This window comes from Butyrivibrio sp. AE2032 (assembly GCF_000702965.1).
Genome location: NZ_JNLF01000003.1, coordinates 993,905 through 1,010,965, shown reverse-complemented (window position 1 = coordinate 1,010,965; position 17,061 = coordinate 993,905). Strand labels below are relative to the sequence as shown.

Here is a 17,061-nt window from a genome sequence, read left to right as displayed (position 1 = left end):
TATGAATATGAGAGGTGCCAGGGGAGACAACTTCATAGTAAGGCAGATATACAGACTGACAGCTCTTATGCTGATACTTGTCATGATGTTTGTGGCCGAGCCCATACAGGCAGGGGCTACAGAATCCACCAAACAGCAGCTTGAAAATGCCAAGAAGGCAAAGGAGCAGTCCCAGAGCGAGTTGAGCAACACCAAGGACGACATCGCTGAGATGAATGAGGAGAAATCCTCGCTTCAGGGACAGCTGAATAATCTGAACAGCCAGCTGACAGAAGTAAGTAACAACCTGGAGGAGCTGGAGGAGCAGATCGACGACAAGGAAACCGAGATAGAGAACACGCTGGCAGAGCTGGAAGCAGCCAGGAATCAGGAGGAAGAACAGTATGCCTCCATGAAGAAGAGGATCCAGTTCATGTATGAGAAGCAGGACAACATGATCCTGGGAATGTTCTTTGGAGCTGGAAGCTTTGCGGATTTCCTGAATCAGAACAACTACATCGAGCAGCTTTCTGCTTATGACAGAAGGATGTTCAACGAATACATAGAGACAAGGCAGCTGATAGAGGCAAAAGAGGCAACTCTCGAGCAGGAAAGGGATCAGCTGGAGGAATACAAAGTTAAAGAACAGGCTGAACAGAGCAGAGTTTCCGGCCTTGTCAGTCAGACCTCCGGCTCCATCAAGCAGTACGCCAATGATATTTCAGATGCTGAAGCCAAAGCTCAGGCTCTTGAGGATCAGATCAAGTCTCAGGAGGCAGATATAAAGAAGCTGGAGGCTAAGCTTGCCGAGGAAATGAGACTGTCAAAGCTGGCCAAGTCTTCGACCTGGAGAAATATTTCTGAGGTTACATTTGCGCCGGGGGACAGAGCTCTTTTGGCAAATCTTATTTACTGCGAGGCAGGATCTGAGCCCTATGAGGGCAAGGTGGCAGTAGGCGCGGTTGTTATTAACAGAGTGCTTAGCTCTGTTTATCCGGATACAGTGGTGGGAGTTATTTATCAGAATAAGCAGTTCTCACCTGTAGCCAGCGGAAGGCTGGCACTGGCACTGGCTGAAGATAAAGCATCAGCAGCCTGTTACCAGGCTGCCGACGAAGCTATGAAAGGCTATTCGAATGTAGGAAACTGTGTGTATTTCAGAACACCGGTGCCGGGCCTTTCAGGCATCAACATCGGCGGACATGTCTTTTATTAAAAGAACTATAGCCCTTGGGCAACCAGTTCCTCAATGGGAGCAGCCAGTGGCGATATACCATCTGAATAGATTTCATTAAGGAGCCTGTTCAGGGAGAGCAGGCTCTTTTTAAGAAGGCTCTGGTCAATAAGACCCTTCTCAAAGGCCTCGGAAAGTTCATCCAGGTCAACTACCTTGATTCGACCGTCGGGATAGATCTTTACATCCGCAAGAAGGTCGATCACAAGAAGAGAGTTCTTTTCAGTATCCTCTTCGTAGGTGATGATATCGCAGTACCAGCAAAGGAGAGAGCCGTCGCTCCTTAGGAATTTGCTGATCTTATAGCCTCTGTCAAGGTAATAGCAGGAATAACCGCTGGACAAGTCAGACCGGTCGTGAATGGTTTTCCATTTGGTCACAATCGTAGAATCGGTCTGCTTAAGAATGACATCATCTTTTAGTTCGACGCATTCATCTGGAATGAAGCGCTTACGAAATAAAGTTAGATTTTTCATACAAAAATAATACTCTTACTAAAATTGAAAGTCAATTATGCGAGAACATCCAATTAGACTAACAATAATTAAATCTGCATACTTTGTACTGGTGCTGCTTATCGGTATCTTTGTGGTAAGTAAGTTCTCCAATGGAGATAACGCGGATATGTCTGCGCCCATGTCAAAGGCTACACTTCCTATGGTGACTCTTGTAAGCGGAAGTGATGAGATCAACCCGTTACATGGCTATACTAGCGAGCTGGATCTTAGCTACTATCGCGGAACCATCATGCCCATTGGAGCCGACAGAGTGGTGAACTACAAGGTGGACACCTTCGGTGGAAAGGCCTACAATCTTGCTTTTGAAGTCAGAAGCATCGACGGAAAGAGTCTTGTTGAGAGCACAGACCTGGTGGATTACAAGGAAACTAACGGTATCATCGAAGGCTCTTTTCAGTTAAAAGACCTTATCACCTCCGACAAGGAATACATGCTGGTAATGCTTATGGATACTGACCTGGGCAGGACCAGATTCTATACAAGATTCGTTTGGACCGAATCAGATTCAAGGTACCATATTGATGAGGAGCTGGAATTTGTTCTGGGATTCTCAGAGGCTACCTTTAGTAAGACAGAAGCCCAGGAATATGCAAAATATCTGGAGTCCAATTCTGAGGGTGACAACACTACCTTCAATAAGGTCAACATCCACAGCAGCTTCAGCCAGGTGACCTGGGGTGATCTTAATGTTACCAAGCACACTGAGCCGGAGGTTTATGTAACGGACCTTCATTCCCAGACTGGAAGCTACGAGCTTAAGTACAGGGTGACGGTTAAGGATGGTACAGTTAGCAGGAATTACAATGTCACCGAGGCCTTCAGGGTTAGGTACACCTCAGACAGGATATACCTTTTGAACTATGAGAGGACCATGAACTACATGTTTGATTCCTCTTCTTATGCTGTAGGAACAAACACAATCGGACTTAACATCTCAGATCCTGAGCTTCAGCTGGTGGAGAGCAGCGGCGGATCAGCCTTTGCTTTTGTCAGCGAGAACAGGCTTTATATGTTCAATAACTCAGAGAATAAGCTGGCGTATCTTTTTGGATTCTATGATACGGACAATGACGATGCCAGAACAAGATGGGATGACCACTCTATCAAGATCCTCAATGTGGACGAGGCAGGAAATGTGAAGTTTGCTGTGGCAGGCTACATGAACCGTGGAAGCCATGAGGGTGAAGTGGGCATTGCTGTTTATGATTACAACACTGCCATTAATGCAGTGGAGGAGCAGGCTTTTGTGGAGAGCACCCAGTCTGCCCAGATTCTGTGTGAATATGTTGGGGCAATAGCCTATGTCAGCAGTTCAGATGTCTTTTACGCTATGCTGGATCAGGATATCTACGCCATCGATCTGGTGGGAAGGACAGCAAGCTCAGTGGTGGATAACATTGGGGCTGGTCAGTACGAGATTTCTGAATCAGAAAGCACTATTGCATGGCAGAAGGATTTAAAGAGTATCAGCCTTATGAACCTCAATACCAGGTCAGAGTCTTCTATTGAGGCTCAGGTTGGGGACTACATTATCCTCCTTGGATTCATGGGAGAGGATCTGGTGTACGGACTTTGCCATGGCTCTGATATTGGCGCCGATACCATGGGCAATCCTATCTATCCTATGTACAACCTGAAGATCGAGGATCAGGAAGGGAACGTACTGGAGAACTACCATCCTGATGGAATCTATGTCACAGGTGTGACCATAGCCGGAAACCAGATCAAGCTTTCAAGGCTTATGAAGGACGAGGAGGGAACTTCTTATGTTTCAACCTACGATGATCAGATCATGAGCACCTTGAAGGAAGAAGCCGGAAGCAACACTCTTTCCGTGGTTTCCGTAGATGTTTTTGAAAAGATTGTTCAGATAACCACCAAGAATGATATCAAGTCCAAGCAGCTTCGTGTGCTTACACCTAACCAGACTTTGTTTGAGGGCAGCAGAAATGTGAAGCCTGAAATCGAGAGGGATGTAAAAGAAAAGCCATTCTATTATGTTTACGGTCTTACTGGCATCGAGGGAATCTACACTGATCCTGCGGATGCTGTAAGCCTTGCCTGGAATGCGCCGGGTGTTGTTGTGGGAGATGACAACGACTACGTATGGTACAAGGGAAATCTCCTTAAGTCCAACCAGATCATGTCTATTACAAGGACTGCCGAGAGCTACGAGGACATTACCACCATAGATTACGTGGCTGTATGCCTGGATCTTATCCTGAGATTTGAAGGAGTTAACAGGAATGTGGAGGCTCTGCTGGCTGGAGGTGACAGTGTTGTCAGCATTCTAAAGAGCTCTCTGCCCGATTATCAGGTGCTTGAGCTGGATGGCTGCCCACTTAACTCGATGCTCTATTATGTGAACCAGGATATACCGGTGATGGCTCTTTTAAATGATGGCCAGGCCATGCTGGTAATTGGATTTAATGATCTTAACACGGTTTTGTGCAACCCTCAGACCGGACAGGTCTACAAGTACGGCATGAATGATTCCGACAAGCTCTTCTCTGAGAACGGAAATCACTTCATCACCTATATTAAGCGATGAGTTTATAGAAAATTAACTTGTGTACAATCTAACAACAGAATATAATTGTCAGCAAGTGGTGTGGTAACAACGATTAAAGGAATGGAAAAGAATGAGTAATTATAATGATGACTTTGATTTCAGAGAAGTCACTGATGATGAGAAAGTAGATATTGTGGATGACGGAACCAAAAGTGGCGAGGTTGGAAAGAAAGACGAAGTGAGAAACTCTTCTGAAGAGACTGGCAGCACTGACAGCAAGGACAATGGCGATGGAGATGATAAGCCTCAGTTCGAAGATGTGTGCTTTGTGTGCAGGCGTCCGGAGAGTAAGGCGGGAAAGATGTTCCATCTTCCTAACAACATCTGTGTGTGCGACGACTGTATGCACAGGACCATGGATGCTGTGAGCCAGTTTGATTATCAGAACATGCTGAACAATCCGAACCTGATGAATGAGCTGAACAAGCACACAGGAAGTTTCCCTAACTTCGGTCTGTTTGGGATGGGCGGAGACAACAAGGATAATCTTGGTGGCGGAATCCCTAATTCACAGAAGATCAAGAAAAAGAGTGAAAAGGGTGCTAAGCCTGTATTTGACATAAAGAACATTCCTGCTCCTCACAAGATCAAGGAAAAGCTCGATGACTATGTAATCGGTCAGGATCAGGCCAAGAAGGTTATGTCTGTGGCGGTTTACAACCACTATAAGAGAGTGGCAACAGACACCATGGATGAGATAGAGATCGAGAAGTCCAACATTCTTTTGCTGGGACCAACAGGTAGTGGAAAAACTTACCTGGTTAAGACCCTGGCTAAGCTCCTTGATGTGCCTCTTGCAATTGCAGATGCAACCTCCCTTACTGAGGCGGGCTACATCGGTGACGACATCGAGAGTGTAGTAAGTAAGCTTTTGGCAGCAGCCGGCAACGATGTGGAAAAGACTGAGCACGGAATCATCTTTATTGATGAGATTGATAAGATTGCCAAGAAAAAGAACACTACTTCAAGGGATGTAAGTGGTGAGTCTGTTCAGCAGGGAATGCTCAAGCTTCTTGAGGGTTCAAACGTAGAAGTTCCTGTTGGCGCAGGAAGCAAGAACGCTATGGTTCCTCTTGCAACAGTTAATACAAGGAACATCCTCTTTATCTGTGGCGGCGCTTTCCCGGATCTTGAGGAGATCATCACTCAGAGACTTAATAAGCAGACCTCAATTGGTTTCGACGCTGACCTAAAGGATAAGTACGAGGACGATCCAAACCTTCTTACCAATGTGACCATCGATGACCTTAAGAAGTTTGGAATGATCCCTGAGTTCTTAGGACGTCTTCCTATCATCTGTACTCTTCAGGCTCTGACAAAAGAGATGCTGGTGCAGATCTTAAAGGAACCCAAGAATGCTATTTTGAAGCAGTACCAGAAGCTCCTTGCCCTGGATGAAGTGGATCTTAGATTCGACGACTCAGCCCTTGAGGCCATCGCCGAGAAAGCCATGGAGAAGGAGACCGGAGCCAGAGCTCTTCGCGCTATTATTGAGGAGTTCATGCTGGATATCATGTACGAGATCCCTAAGGACGACAATATTGGTCGCGTGACTATCACAAGGGATTACATAGAGGGAAAGGCTTCGCCACTCATCGAGATAAGAGGAGAGGGCATACAGCCAAAGCTTCCTGAATTTAATAAAGAACAGGCCGTTCAGGTCTGAGGATAAAAAATAATCGGGGAGGCCCTGGGGCTTCCCCGTTGTTTTATGCGTAAGTGATGAAGGTTCCGGCCTTCCCTTTAAGTGCATCTCCAACGGTGCTGAGGGAAGTGATGAGAACTGAACCATCGTGGTTCGACTCAAGGAATTCGATTGCTGCCTCAATCTTAGGAAGCATATCTACTTCGCCAAACTCTCCGATCTCGATATACTCTTTTGCCTGAGCAACAGTCATCTTCTGGATGGGCTCCTCTTCGGGAGTCTCAAAATTCTTGTATACGTAAGGAACAGATGTAAGGATAATGAGTCTGTCCAGCTTAAGGTCAGCAGCAAGCTTTCCGGCGATGGCGTCTTTTTCAATGACAGCAGATGCGCCTTTGAGAACGTGGCCCTGCTGGATTACAGGGATTCCGCCGCCTCCGCAGGCGATGACTTCCTGGCCTGCATCAACTAAAGCCCTTATGGCATCAATCTCAACGATGTCGATTGGCTTTGGAGCTGCAATGATCCTTCTGTAGCCCTTGCCAGGCTCTTCCTTTACGAAGTTGCCTTTTTTAACCTCATTGTCGGCGTCTTCCTTGGACATGTTACGACCGATGGCCTTGGTTGGTGCATAGAATGCTTCGTCGTAAGGATCAACTGTAACCTGTGTGAGGATGGTGCTGACAGGAGTTGAAATTCCGCGGCTTGTAAGCTCGGTCTTAAGTGAGTTCTGGATATCGTAGCCTACGTAGCCCTGGCTCATGGCGTTGCACACGCACATAGGAGCTGCTGTGTAGTCGATATACATTCTGTGAAGCTCGGTCATTGCCTTATGGATCATGCTGACCTGGGGACCGTTTGAGTGGGTGATGACCAGCTGATAGCCGGCTTCGATCAGGTCTGCCAGAGCCTTTGCAGTTACCTTTGTGGCATTCATCTGCTCGTTGGTGGTGATACCAAGAGCTTCATGGCCGAGAGAAACTACTGCTTTTACGTTTTCCATAATCTGTCCTCTTTCCTGTGGTTAGATACCTTATTTTACCCCATTTGCACGGACTTTGGAAGAAGATATGTGCAATTTGCCATTGTATTTAGGACTTTTGGTTACTGTATTTTGGCAAAAATGTTCTTGCTTTTTTATAAGATACTAGTTAGACTAATCACCTATGAAGAAAACGAATATTAAGGACCTGACGGTCGGCAATCCTATGTCACTGATACTGGGCTTTGCCCTTTCCCTGTTTTGGGGAATGCTTTTCCAACAACTCTACAACATAATAGATACCGCCATCGTAGCTAACTTTTTGGGAAAAGAGGCTTATGCGGGAGTAGGAGCGACCGGCGCTATAAACTTCCTTATAATGGGATTTTGCATGGGAGTGTGCAATGGTTTTGCAATCCCTGTAGCACAGAGATTTGGCGCCAGAGACTATAAGAGCATGCGTAAATTCGTAACTCATGCCATTATGCTTTCTGCCATCTTTGCAGCTGTAATGACAGTAGTTGTCAGCTTAAACTGCAGACAGATCCTGGTTGCCATGAGAACTCCTGAGGATGCCCTTGAATATGCTTACGGTTATATCATCGTGATCTTCCTTGGCATTCCGGTTACATATATGTACAACCTTCTTTCCGGAATCATAAGAGCTCTTGGCGATAGTAAGCACCCGGTTCAGTTCCTCATCATCGCATCAGTTATAAACATCGGACTGGATCTTTTATTTATCGTGCCTCTCCACATGGGTATTGCCGGAGCGGCTCTTGCTACAGTACTATCTCAGGCTATGTCCGGGATCATGTGCCTTGTATTTATCATTAAGAAGATAGATCTTTTGAAGCTTACAAAGGAAGACTGGAAAAGAGACAGATCTCACTTTGCCATTCTTCTCAACATGGGTGTACCAATGGGACTTCAGTACTCAGTAACTGCTATTGGTAGTGTTATCCTTCAGACTGCTATCAACAGTCTTGGACTTGACGCAGTTACTGCAGTGACCACAGCTTCCAAGGTTGGAATGTTCTTCTGTATCCCCTTTGATGCCCTTGGTTCTACCATGGCAACCTACGGCGGACAGAACGTGGGAGCCAAGAAGCTGGAGCACCTTCAGCAGGGCCTTGTGGCAGCTGTTAAGCTTGGCTGTGCATACGCACTTGTGGGATTCATCGTGCTGTACTTCTTTGGAAGGACCTTTGCACTGATATTCCTGGATCCTTCAGATACTGCCTGCCTTGATAATGCTCATCTTTATCTCATAATAAACAGTGCCTTTTATATCCCTCTGGCCCTGGTGAACATTGTGAGATTCCTTATCCAGGGTATGGGCTTTTCAATGTTTGCAGTCCTGGCAGGAGTTATGGAGCTTGTAGGTAGGACAATCATCGCGGTAGTATTTATCCCGATATTTGGTTTCCCTGCTGCATGCTTTGCAAGTCCTGTGGCATGGATCCTGGCGGATGCGTTCCTTATCCCGGCCTACATATCAGTCAAGAACAAGTTAAAAAGAATATTTGACGGACAGGTGGAAGTCTATTAAGATGCCTGTTTCTGATATCAGATTCTAAAAAGTCCCTGTGGGGCTCTGAATCTGTGCAAATTACGCAAGCATATCTGAAAATGTTGTGTGATTTGCATAGACCCGGAGTCTCACAGGGACTTTTGAGTCTGATTTTATTCGTTAATATGAGATGTCATGTGCGGATCAAGATCCGGATTAACCTTGGTTATCCTTCTGTCGTAGGTGATAAGGCCGTTGACCTCTTCCTCCACGTCGCTAAGCTGCGTGTAAACTGCACCGGAAAGACCCTTTGCTATAAGGGGCTTCAGGTCTCCGTTTATAAGGTTGTAGTAGGCAACTCCCAGATCATCAAGGGTGGCATACTTCTTGTAACCGTAGATCCTGTCGACACTGCTGTGACCATCCAGGTGGCAGGCAAGTCCGCCGTACTCAGAGATCACAAAGGCTCTTCCGGCTTTATCGATTTCTACGGAAAGAGGTCTGAAGTAGTTGTGGACACTTCTGAAGCTTCCGCTTCCTTCATCAAACCATCCGCTGGCCTGATCAATTGGCCTTGAGGCATCAATCTCTTTTGCCATGATGGTGGCTCCTGCAGCATTGAACTGCCCCCAGCCCTCGTTGAAAAGAACCCAGGTGCCGATGCTTGGCACGTTATAGAGATAGCGGATCGTGTTCCTCATCTCTTTTAACCACTCGCTGCGCCCCTCAGAGGAGCCTCTAGAAAAGGTCTTGTAATAAGCAGGTCCGTCGGACATACGGCCAAAGACCTTGGGGAAGAGAGTTGGAAGGTAGGAAACAACAGGCTTTGCGTAGGATGAACCTCCGCTGACCATGTCCTGCCAAACGATCATGCCCAGACGGTCGCAGTGATAGTACCATCTGGCAGCCTCAACCTTGATGTGTTTCCTTAGCATATTGTAATGGAGACGCTTCATCTCCTTGATATCAAAAATCAGTGCCTCGTCGGAAGGGGCGGTGTAAAGCCCGTCAGGCCAATAGCCCTGGTCCAGAACTCCCATAAGGAAGTAAGGCTTGTGGTTTAAGCAGAACCTATTTATCCCCTTCTCGTCCGGCTCTACGGAAAAACTCCTCATGGCAAAGTAGGAGTTCACATGGTCCGAATCAGTATAGATCTGCAGAGGATAAAGGTAAGGATCCTCCGGGCTCCAAAGATGGGGATCCTCCAGCTCAAAGGTGAAGTGATAGTAGCTTGGATCCTGGGCGGAGTGGTCCTCCCCAACGCTTGGGTATGTGTCTGATGAAAAAGAAAAGTCTCCTGTGAATGCAGTTTCGTAAGAATCCGCAGACTCCGGTGATTTCACCATCTCATGTCCCGGGAACTTCACTGTAACCTTGCTTGGAAGATTGGTTGAAACCTCAATGGAAAGAGTCTTAAGGTCGCTCTCAGGGCGTATCCGAAGCTCTCTTATATAAGTATGTGGAACTTCCTCCATCCATACGGTCTGCCAGATTCCACTCTGACAGGAGTAGTACATTCCGCCGCGCCTTAGGGTCTGCTTTCCTCTGCTGTGGTAGGAGGAGTCGCTGGTGTCGGTCACTCTGACAGTAAGGACATTGTCTCTTAAAGCTCTTTTATCCTCAGATAGATTCAGATAATCGGTGATGTCTACGGTGAAGGGCAGGTATCCGCCGCTGTGGGAAGCCACGTAGCTGCCGTTTACGAACACGTCGGCAAACTGGTCAACAGCGCCGAAGTGCAAAAGAAATCTCGATGTGGTTTCAGTTCTTGGAATATCGGGAAGAGCTCTCTTGTACCAAAGGATCTGGTCCGGTAAAAGACGTCTCTCAACTCCGGAGAGAATGGCTTCCGGGGAGAAGGGAACAAGGATCTGGCCGTCCATCTGGGCGGGAATCTCGTCGGCGAAAGCTGCGTTGAGGCTCTCGTTCTTAAAATCAGAGGGCTTGTCAGTGATGCAGTAATCCCAGTAGCCGTTTAAATTGTAGTAGCTGTCCCTGACGAACTGGGGACGAGGGTATTCCTTTAAAACGTTGTCCTTATCAAGCTTCTCACCCCAGGGAGTAAAGAGCCTGTTAAGGACATCGTCCTCATGTGGCTTATCGATAGCTTTGATGGCATCAATGAGATCCATAAGAATTTACCTTTCTTGTCCTGCGACAGAGATGAGATCCTGATAGAATGCGCAGGAGGTTGCGTATCTGTAAACGCCGATCCACAGAAGTGGCACAAACATGGCGATACATCCAAGGATGTAGAGAGGGATAAATGAAACATCGAGGTAAAAGAGTCTGAATTTGTTGCCCTGCATGAGACGCCTGGAGGTAGCCAGTATCTCTTTTGCTGACCTGTCAGGGAAATCATGAAGGATGAAAAATGACTGGGAATAAACCAGTGAAATATAGACGTTGATAATGATCCCAATAGCCAGTGCAAAGATCATGGCTGCCATCAGGTTTGCTGAGGGCTTGTTGATGTAAAGGATCATGAAGATCTGAGCTGGGATGCTCACAAGGAAATCCACAAGCACAAAGACTGACTGGATCACCACGGCCTTCTGGGGCTGCTGTCTGAAACCGAAGAAAATGTCAGAAGTAGCCACGGGCTGTGAATACAAAAGATTCATATAAAGATAAGCCTTGCCGGACATAAGAAGCCCCAGAAGGATATTCACTATAAGCGATATAAGGTTGTTGATGATTACGATTATGATGCTTCCGCTGGTGGAAACAGTTGTGATGCCGGACACCAAAAGCTGAATGGCGAAGATAAGTACGTTGGCGCCAATAAGTGTCCCATATTTGCCAAGGGATTGTTCCTTTGCGATTCCTTTAAGCTCTGCTGTTGATTTGTAATTACCCATTAAGTAAATGCTCCCCCACCTTATCCGGCGAGGTCAACATTTGCTCCTAAAAGGCCCTGTTTGTTGAGGGCTTTTCTCGCCTTTACATAAGGATTGTCTTCGTTACTGTAAGCTATCTTTGTACTGGTCTCCCCACCAGCCACATAGGTACGTCCGCACTCAGGGCATACTGCGGTCTTTAAGGATACAGATGCCTGAAGGACTTTACCGTTCTTTTGTGCTGCGTCTTTATATGCGTTACTCACATGTTCAGCCTCATGGCCACGAACTCTGGCTGCGGCTTCCTGTGGGGCTATATGCTGTGCTGATTTAAAAGAAACCATCTCGTCAGAACCGTCCTGATACTTGCGGTTCTTGCAGGTCTCACATTCTGCAGGAGAAACTCTTTTGCCCGGATTGGTCTTGGTGGATTCACCGGGATTAAGTATGGCCTTGGGCCCCTCTGCTTCAGATGCTGCTGCACTTGAAGTTGCTGCTCCGGACATTCCTGCGCTCATACCCATGGCATATGCGCTGTTATATGCACCGTATCCGCCACCTATTGCACCGATCATACTCATAGGCACCTCTTTCCTGTCGCCTGCTTGTGACTCTTATAAATCCGGCGACGAAAGATCAACATGCCCGGATGGAACATCAATTGTCAAGTTCGATGCCCAGTTCCTTAAGCATGTCGTCAAAGCTGATGCCGTTCATCTGCTCTGACATAACATTGAGCTGTTGTCTGTACTCCGGCTTGGTAAAGACTGCATAAAGATCATATGCAAACACACCGTATCCAATTACCAGTCCCAAAGTACCGTAGATAATGGCTTTCTTGGCCTGGGGAAGGAGCTTCTCCATGGTTCCCTTGCTAAGCAGGGCCAGAACTATGGCGATTCCACCTACAATTGTTCCAATGTTTAAAAAGAAACAAAGAGGAATGGAAACCAGTCCGAGCACCAGGGCATTGCCTGCCATTACTGTATGCTTATCTCCCATCAATACTTTTCCTCACAAAACCTCATTCTTACTATAAATTTTACTATACTAATGCACTTTTATCAATGTTTGCGCGGGTTTGGGGAGTGGAGGCACAGTCTTGAAAACTGCCTCAAATGCTTGGTATAATAAGGAAGTGTGTTTTGTTCACGAATAATTTATCGAAATTTAAGAGGGATTTATGGACATTATCTTAAAGATCAAAGAGGAATTAAACGTAGAAAAATGGCAGGTGGAGGCAGCAGTCAAGCTCATTGACGAGGGTAATACCATCCCATTCATCTCCAGGTACAGAAAGGAAGTTACCGGCTCACTTAACGACGAGCAGCTTCGTAATCTGGACGAGAGGCTCAAATACCTTAGAGGCCTTGAGGAGAGAAGGGAACAGGTTCTTGCATCCATCGAGGAACAGGGCAAGATGACTGATGAGCTCAGAGCAAAGATTGTTGCAGCTGAGACCATGGTTGCCATCGAGGACCTTTATCTTCCATACAGACCAAAGAGAAAGACCAGGGCGTCTGTGGCAAGAGAGAAGGGACTGGAGCCACTGGCAGATATTCTGAAGGCTCAGGAGACTACGAAAGCTCTTTTAGATGAGGCGGCAGCCTTTGTTGATGAGGAGAAGGGCGTTGAAAATGCAGCAGATGCGCTTCAGGGTGCCATGGACATCATCGCTGAGGAAGTGTCTGATAATGCCGATTTCCGTACATATATTAGAGAAGCAACAATGGAGCAGGGCAAGCTCACCAGTAAGGCGAAGGATGAGAAGGCCCAGTCCGTTTATGAGATGTACTATGACTATGAGGAACCCCTTACGAAGGTGCTTGGACACAGAGTTCTGGCCCTTAACAGAGGTGAGGCAGAGAAGTTCCTTGTGGTTAAGATTGAGGCTCCTGAGGAGCAGATCCTTCAGTACCTCAATAAGAAGATGATCACAAAAGACAATCCTGTAACGACTCCTGTTATTGAAGAGATCAACCAGGATGCTTACGAAAGACTCATAGCTCCTGCCATCGAGCGTGATATCAGGAACGAGCTTACAGAGAAGGCTGAAGATGGCGCCATCACTGTATTTGGTAAGAACCTTACTCAGCTTCTTATGGCACCACCTATAGCAGGAAAGACTGTCCTTGGATGGGACCCTGCTTTCAGAACAGGCTGCAAGCTGGCTATCGTTGATGCCACAGGAAAGGTACTTGATACAAAGGTTATCTATCCTACAGCGCCTCAGAACAAGGTTGAGGAGGCCAAGGCAGATCTTAAGAAGCTTATTGATAAGTATGATGTAGACCTTATCTCTGTTGGTAACGGTACAGCATCAAGAGAGTCTGAGCAGGTTATTGTTGAGCTTATCAAGGAGCTGGACAGACCACTTCAGTACGTTATTGTTAACGAGGCTGGTGCTTCAGTTTATTCAGCAAGTAAGCTGGCTACAGAGGAGTTCCCTCAGTTTGACGTTGGACAGAGAAGTGCAGCTTCTATTGCCAGAAGACTTCAGGATCCTCTGGCAGAGCTTGTTAAGATCGATCCCAAGTCCATTGGTGTTGGTCAGTATCAGCATGATATGAATCAGAAGAAGCTTGGCGAGACCCTTGAGGGCGTAGTTGAAGACTGCGTTAACAAGGTTGGTGTTGACCTCAATACTGCATCAGCTCCACTTCTTCAGTATATTTCAGGAATCAGCAAGGTTATTGCTAAGAATATCGTTGATTATAGGGAAGAGAACGGTAAGTTCAAGAGCCGTGCTGAGCTTTTGAATGTACCTAAGCTTGGACCTAAGGCTTATGAGCAGTGTGCAGGATTCTTAAGGATCGCAGACGGAGAGAATCCTCTTGATGCAACCAGTGTTCACCCTGAGTCCTACGAAGCTACTTTGAAACTCATGGAGAAGCTTGGCATCACCTTTGATGATGTTCGCGAAGCTCAGAAGAATGCTGCAAAGGCTGCTATTGAGAAGCCGGCAGCAAAGTCAGAGAGTAAGCCACGTCCACCTAAGAAGCCTAAGCAGGTGGTTATCCGTAATACAAGTACAGCCATGGGAGCAGCCCTTGCAGCAGCTCTTGCAGGAAGTGATCTTGCAGTTGTGGATGATGGTGCTGGCTCAGCAGATGGTTTTGGTGGCAAGAATGCCGGTAAGGGCGGAAATGGAAATGGCGGAAATGGCTCAGGTTCCGGGGCAAATGGCGCTGGTGGAAATGGTGGTGGTACAGGCGCAGGTAGCGCGGTGGCCGGATCTCTTTCCAAGAAGGTTACCGAGGCTGAGAAGAAGACCCTTGCTCAGGAGCTGGGAATCGGTGAGATCACTCTTACAGATATCCTCTCAGAGCTTGAGAAACCATCCCGTGACCCTCGTGAGAACATGCCAGCTCCAATCCTTAGAAGCGATGTCCTTGATATGAAGGATCTTAAGCCTGGCATGATCCTTAAGGGCACAGTAAGAAACGTAATCGACTTTGGGTGTTTTGTTGATATAGGTGTTCACCAGGACGGACTGGTACACGTATCCCACATCACAGACAAGTTTATCAAGCATCCTCTTGAGGCTGTCAGTGTTGGAGATATTGTGGATGTCCAGGTTCTTGATGTAGAGCTTGATAAGAAGAGAATCTCTCTTACCATGAAGCTTCAGGATCCTGCCAAGGTTGCTGCAGAGGCAGCAGCAAAGGCAGCTTCCAGACCTGCTCCAAAGGCAGTAAAGGAAGAGAAGAAGGCAGCTCCAAAGCGCACCTCTGTTGTAGATCAGATGGCCAAGGAAGCCGGAATCACCAGAAAGCCTGCTAGCAGTGCAGGAGCTGGCGCTGCGGCTAAGTCTGGCGGCGCAGCAACAAAGTCTGCATCAGCATCTGATGTAAGACCCGGAGCAGCAACCTCTTCCGCTCGCAGACCTGAATCTGCCGGAGGTGTAGCTCCCGGAGCAAGGCCCGGAGCAGCAACCTCATCTGCCAGAAGACCTGCCGGTGACGCAGCTCCCGGTGCAAAGTCCGCAGCATCCGATGGCGCAGCTTCCGAAGCCCCCAAGAAGTTCAAGAAGAAAGGCATCGTAATCTTCAAGGGCAACGCCAACGACTAACAATGGCGCAGCAGCTTCAGTAGTTTTCGGCGCTGAAATATCGCTAGTTTTGCGAATTTCATAAAAATTTATTTCGCCCCAGGCGTGTGTTTGAAGATCAAATGATCCTCGGTTTCCACCGCCTGGGGCGATTTATGCAAATTAGTATATTGGTGGCCTCAAATTAGTCGTAGTTTATTGCGACATCTTATAGCGTTTTCATCTGAAGAAGTTTGTTTTTGGATTTACCCCTGAAAAAATGGTTTGCTTAATTGCTCTCCTTTAGCTCTTTTCGTATCATAAATGTTATTTTGCCTTTTACCTATGAAAAAATCATTGCCTTTAGCTGCTATCTGGATTGCTTTTTCAAATAATTAGTTTCTTTTATCTATTTACCCATGAAAATCACATTAGTACCCTTTATCTCCGATAAAACTTTTCGGTCAAATAAGCATTTTTATAAGAAGACTCATGAAAAATGCTTCTTCACAAGTTCTTCAACTTCGATAAAGCTTAGTGGATGCGCTTCATCCTCATAAGTAAGAATCAGGTTATGGCCTGGAAGATAACCAGCTCTAATATAGTGATGCATCTTGAAGTCTATCGTGGACTGATAATATGGTTTGTCGCATAATCCAAAATGCTCCCATATTTTTATTTCGCTTGTCTTTGGATTCATAATAGTGAAGTCAGAGGCTATACTTACCCTATTTATATCATGAATGTTTTCGTATCTATAAGGGATGCCTTTGGTATATAATACCTGCGCTATCATTGCCTCTGATTTCGAACGGACAAATTCTCCTTTTGGTGCCTTAACTATCAGGTGTTCTGGATGATCCTTAGACTTTTCATATGGTTCTGATTCCCATATTTCCGGGGTGCTTTTGCCGTCGACAAGCAACGGTCTGTATGGCGATAAAGGATTTAGCATTTCCAGGTAATGACTGTTAATCCTGTACTTCAGATAATGTTTTATGGCTTCCAATTCATTTTTATTATCCTGTAGCATTCTCCACTTATAAGCCTTAAGCGCTAAAATCTTGGCTTCGTCTACCTTTTCTCTGGAAAGATATATTTTTTGTTTTCCTTCGCTTGTTTTGACCTCTTTATAATATGAAATATACTCCTTTCCTTTTCTCTGTCGTTTGCTGATTGTCAAACACCCTTCCGGCAAAAGAGCTATCTCTCGCTCTAATTCCGCAATCTCCTTCTCTAGCACAGCTTTACGGTCCTTAAAATATTCAGTTTGATTCAAATACTTTCCTCCTTTTAAAATTCATAAAAACCGAAATAAAGATTCACTCACTCTAGCTTTTAATAATGGAATGTTTCTGCGAAAAAGCCGGAAGAATCCGAGCAGAAATGGATGAGACCCATCCATAAAAAGAAACATCGAAGGCCAATATACCATAATTAACAAAAATTTTCAAATTATCCTATTGATTTTATTTATGCTATAGGGTATCATTGCTTAACGGACGACAGATATATGTCCGCTTAGCAATTATATTTTAACTAGTTCTCTTATTCAGAGTGGTGGAGGTACATAGGACCTGTGAAGCCACGGCAACCCCTTGGATCATGAGGAAGGTGCCAACCTGAGCGTGCAACTGCTTCTGCTTCAACTGCAGAAACCTTACGAGCAATAAGAGGATCTGAAATTGGTCAGTTCCGCTTGTTTGTGCACGCAACAAGCGGATTTCTTATTTTATGGCGCAAAGCGC

Annotated in this window: 12 protein-coding genes and 1 riboswitch; of the genes, 5 read left to right on the top strand and 7 right to left on the bottom strand. The window is 46.2% G+C overall.

The genetic code is table 11. The features are described from left to right. Window positions 1-7 precede the first annotated feature (7 nt). A complete protein-coding gene (locus BO18_RS06485) occupies window positions 8-1,195 on the top strand; it encodes a cell wall hydrolase (RefSeq protein ID WP_034447107.1) in 1,188 nt (395 codons plus the stop codon). Window positions 1,196-1,200: 5 nt separating this feature from the next. Here BO18_RS06485 and BO18_RS06480 read toward each other — a convergent pair whose 3' ends face one another. Beyond that, window positions 1,201-1,689, bottom strand: coding sequence for a DUF402 domain-containing protein (locus BO18_RS06480; RefSeq protein ID WP_034444664.1), 489 nt, complete (start codon window positions 1,687-1,689; stop codon window positions 1,201-1,203). A 37-nt stretch (window positions 1,690-1,726) separates the two neighbouring features. On the opposite strand from BO18_RS06480, the gene BO18_RS06475 reads away from it, so the two are divergent. Together BO18_RS06475 and clpX are read left to right on the top strand one after the other, a co-directional pair. Then, entirely contained in the window at window positions 1,727-4,282 is a 2,556-nt protein-coding gene (locus BO18_RS06475) for a hypothetical protein (RefSeq protein WP_185752361.1), read from the top strand. A gap of 91 nt (window positions 4,283-4,373) precedes the next feature. Then, complete coding sequence (clpX, locus tag BO18_RS06470; protein ID WP_034444662.1) at window positions 4,374-5,969, top strand: ATP-dependent Clp protease ATP-binding subunit ClpX; 1,596 nt, start codon at window positions 4,374-4,376, stop codon at window positions 5,967-5,969. A gap of 43 nt (window positions 5,970-6,012) precedes the next feature. On the opposite strand, the gene arcC is transcribed toward clpX, so the two are convergent. Continuing rightward, a complete protein-coding gene (arcC, locus tag BO18_RS06465) occupies window positions 6,013-6,951 on the bottom strand; it encodes a carbamate kinase (protein ID WP_034444660.1) in 939 nt (312 codons plus the stop codon). A gap of 163 nt (window positions 6,952-7,114) precedes the next feature. On the opposite strand from arcC, the gene BO18_RS06460 reads away from it, so the two are divergent. Beyond that, window positions 7,115-8,482: an MATE family efflux transporter gene (locus tag BO18_RS06460; protein WP_034444658.1), complete on the top strand. Its 1,368-nt coding sequence runs from the start codon at window positions 7,115-7,117 to the stop codon at window positions 8,480-8,482. Window positions 8,483-8,616: 134 nt separating this feature from the next. On the opposite strand, the gene BO18_RS06455 is transcribed toward BO18_RS06460, so the two are convergent. The 4 genes from BO18_RS06455 to BO18_RS06440 all read right to left on the bottom strand — a co-directional run bounded on the left by BO18_RS06455 (window position 8,617) and on the right by BO18_RS06440 (window position 12,285). Further along, complete coding sequence (locus BO18_RS06455) at window positions 8,617-10,575, bottom strand: glycoside hydrolase family 2 protein (RefSeq protein WP_034444655.1); 1,959 nt, start codon at window positions 10,573-10,575, stop codon at window positions 8,617-8,619. 6 nt (window positions 10,576-10,581) lie between these two features. Further along, the gene (locus tag BO18_RS06450; protein WP_034444653.1) at window positions 10,582-11,304 is read right to left on the bottom strand and encodes a DUF975 family protein; all 723 of its coding nucleotides are present in this window, start codon (window positions 11,302-11,304) and stop codon (window positions 10,582-10,584) included. Window positions 11,305-11,324: 20 nt separating this feature from the next. Beyond that, window positions 11,325-11,864 (bottom strand): hypothetical protein, encoded by a 540-nt coding sequence (locus tag BO18_RS06445; protein WP_034444652.1) that lies wholly within the window; start codon window positions 11,862-11,864, stop codon window positions 11,325-11,327. A gap of 76 nt (window positions 11,865-11,940) precedes the next feature. Then, window positions 11,941-12,285 carry a hypothetical protein gene (locus tag BO18_RS06440; RefSeq protein ID WP_034444650.1) on the bottom strand — a complete coding sequence of 115 codons (345 nt, stop codon included), beginning with the start codon at window positions 12,283-12,285 and terminating at the stop codon, window positions 11,941-11,943. 181 nt (window positions 12,286-12,466) lie between these two features. Here BO18_RS06440 and BO18_RS34265 point away from each other — a divergent pair, with 181 nt between their 5' ends. Then, window positions 12,467-15,355, top strand: coding sequence for a Tex-like N-terminal domain-containing protein (locus tag BO18_RS34265; RefSeq protein ID WP_330379445.1), 2,889 nt, complete (start codon window positions 12,467-12,469; stop codon window positions 15,353-15,355). Between the two features lie 448 nt (window positions 15,356-15,803). Here the strand turns inward: BO18_RS34265 and BO18_RS32490 are convergent, their stop codons facing one another. Beyond that, complete coding sequence (locus tag BO18_RS32490) at window positions 15,804-16,592, bottom strand: hypothetical protein (protein ID WP_051688542.1); 789 nt, start codon at window positions 16,590-16,592, stop codon at window positions 15,804-15,806. A gap of 266 nt (window positions 16,593-16,858) precedes the next feature. Then, window positions 16,859-16,989: riboswitch (SAM riboswitch) on the top strand. The last annotated feature ends 72 nt before the right edge of the window (window positions 16,990-17,061 follow it).

Coding starts and splice junctions, on each gene's coding strand:
- arcC (WP_034444660.1), bottom strand. CDS start 6,951: ATGGAAAACGTAAAAGCAGTAGTTTCTCTCGGCCATGAAGCTCTTGGT.
- BO18_RS06460 (WP_034444658.1), top strand. CDS start 7,115: ATGAAGAAAACGAATATTAAGGACCTGACGGTCGGCAATCCTATGTCA.
- BO18_RS06480 (WP_034444664.1), bottom strand. CDS start 1,689: ATGAAAAATCTAACTTTATTTCGTAAGCGCTTCATTCCAGATGAATGC.
- BO18_RS06440 (WP_034444650.1), bottom strand. CDS start 12,285: ATGGGAGATAAGCATACAGTAATGGCAGGCAATGCCCTGGTGCTCGGA.
- BO18_RS06475 (WP_185752361.1), top strand. CDS start 1,727: ATGCGAGAACATCCAATTAGACTAACAATAATTAAATCTGCATACTTT.
- clpX (WP_034444662.1), top strand. CDS start 4,374: ATGAGTAATTATAATGATGACTTTGATTTCAGAGAAGTCACTGATGAT.
- BO18_RS06445 (WP_034444652.1), bottom strand. CDS start 11,864: ATGAGTATGATCGGTGCAATAGGTGGCGGATACGGTGCATATAACAGC.
- BO18_RS06455 (WP_034444655.1), bottom strand. CDS start 10,575: ATGGATCTCATTGATGCCATCAAAGCTATCGATAAGCCACATGAGGAC.
- BO18_RS06450 (WP_034444653.1), bottom strand. CDS start 11,304: ATGGGTAATTACAAATCAACAGCAGAGCTTAAAGGAATCGCAAAGGAA.
- BO18_RS34265 (WP_330379445.1), top strand. CDS start 12,467: ATGGACATTATCTTAAAGATCAAAGAGGAATTAAACGTAGAAAAATGG.
- BO18_RS06485 (WP_034447107.1), top strand. CDS start 8: ATGAGAGGTGCCAGGGGAGACAACTTCATAGTAAGGCAGATATACAGA.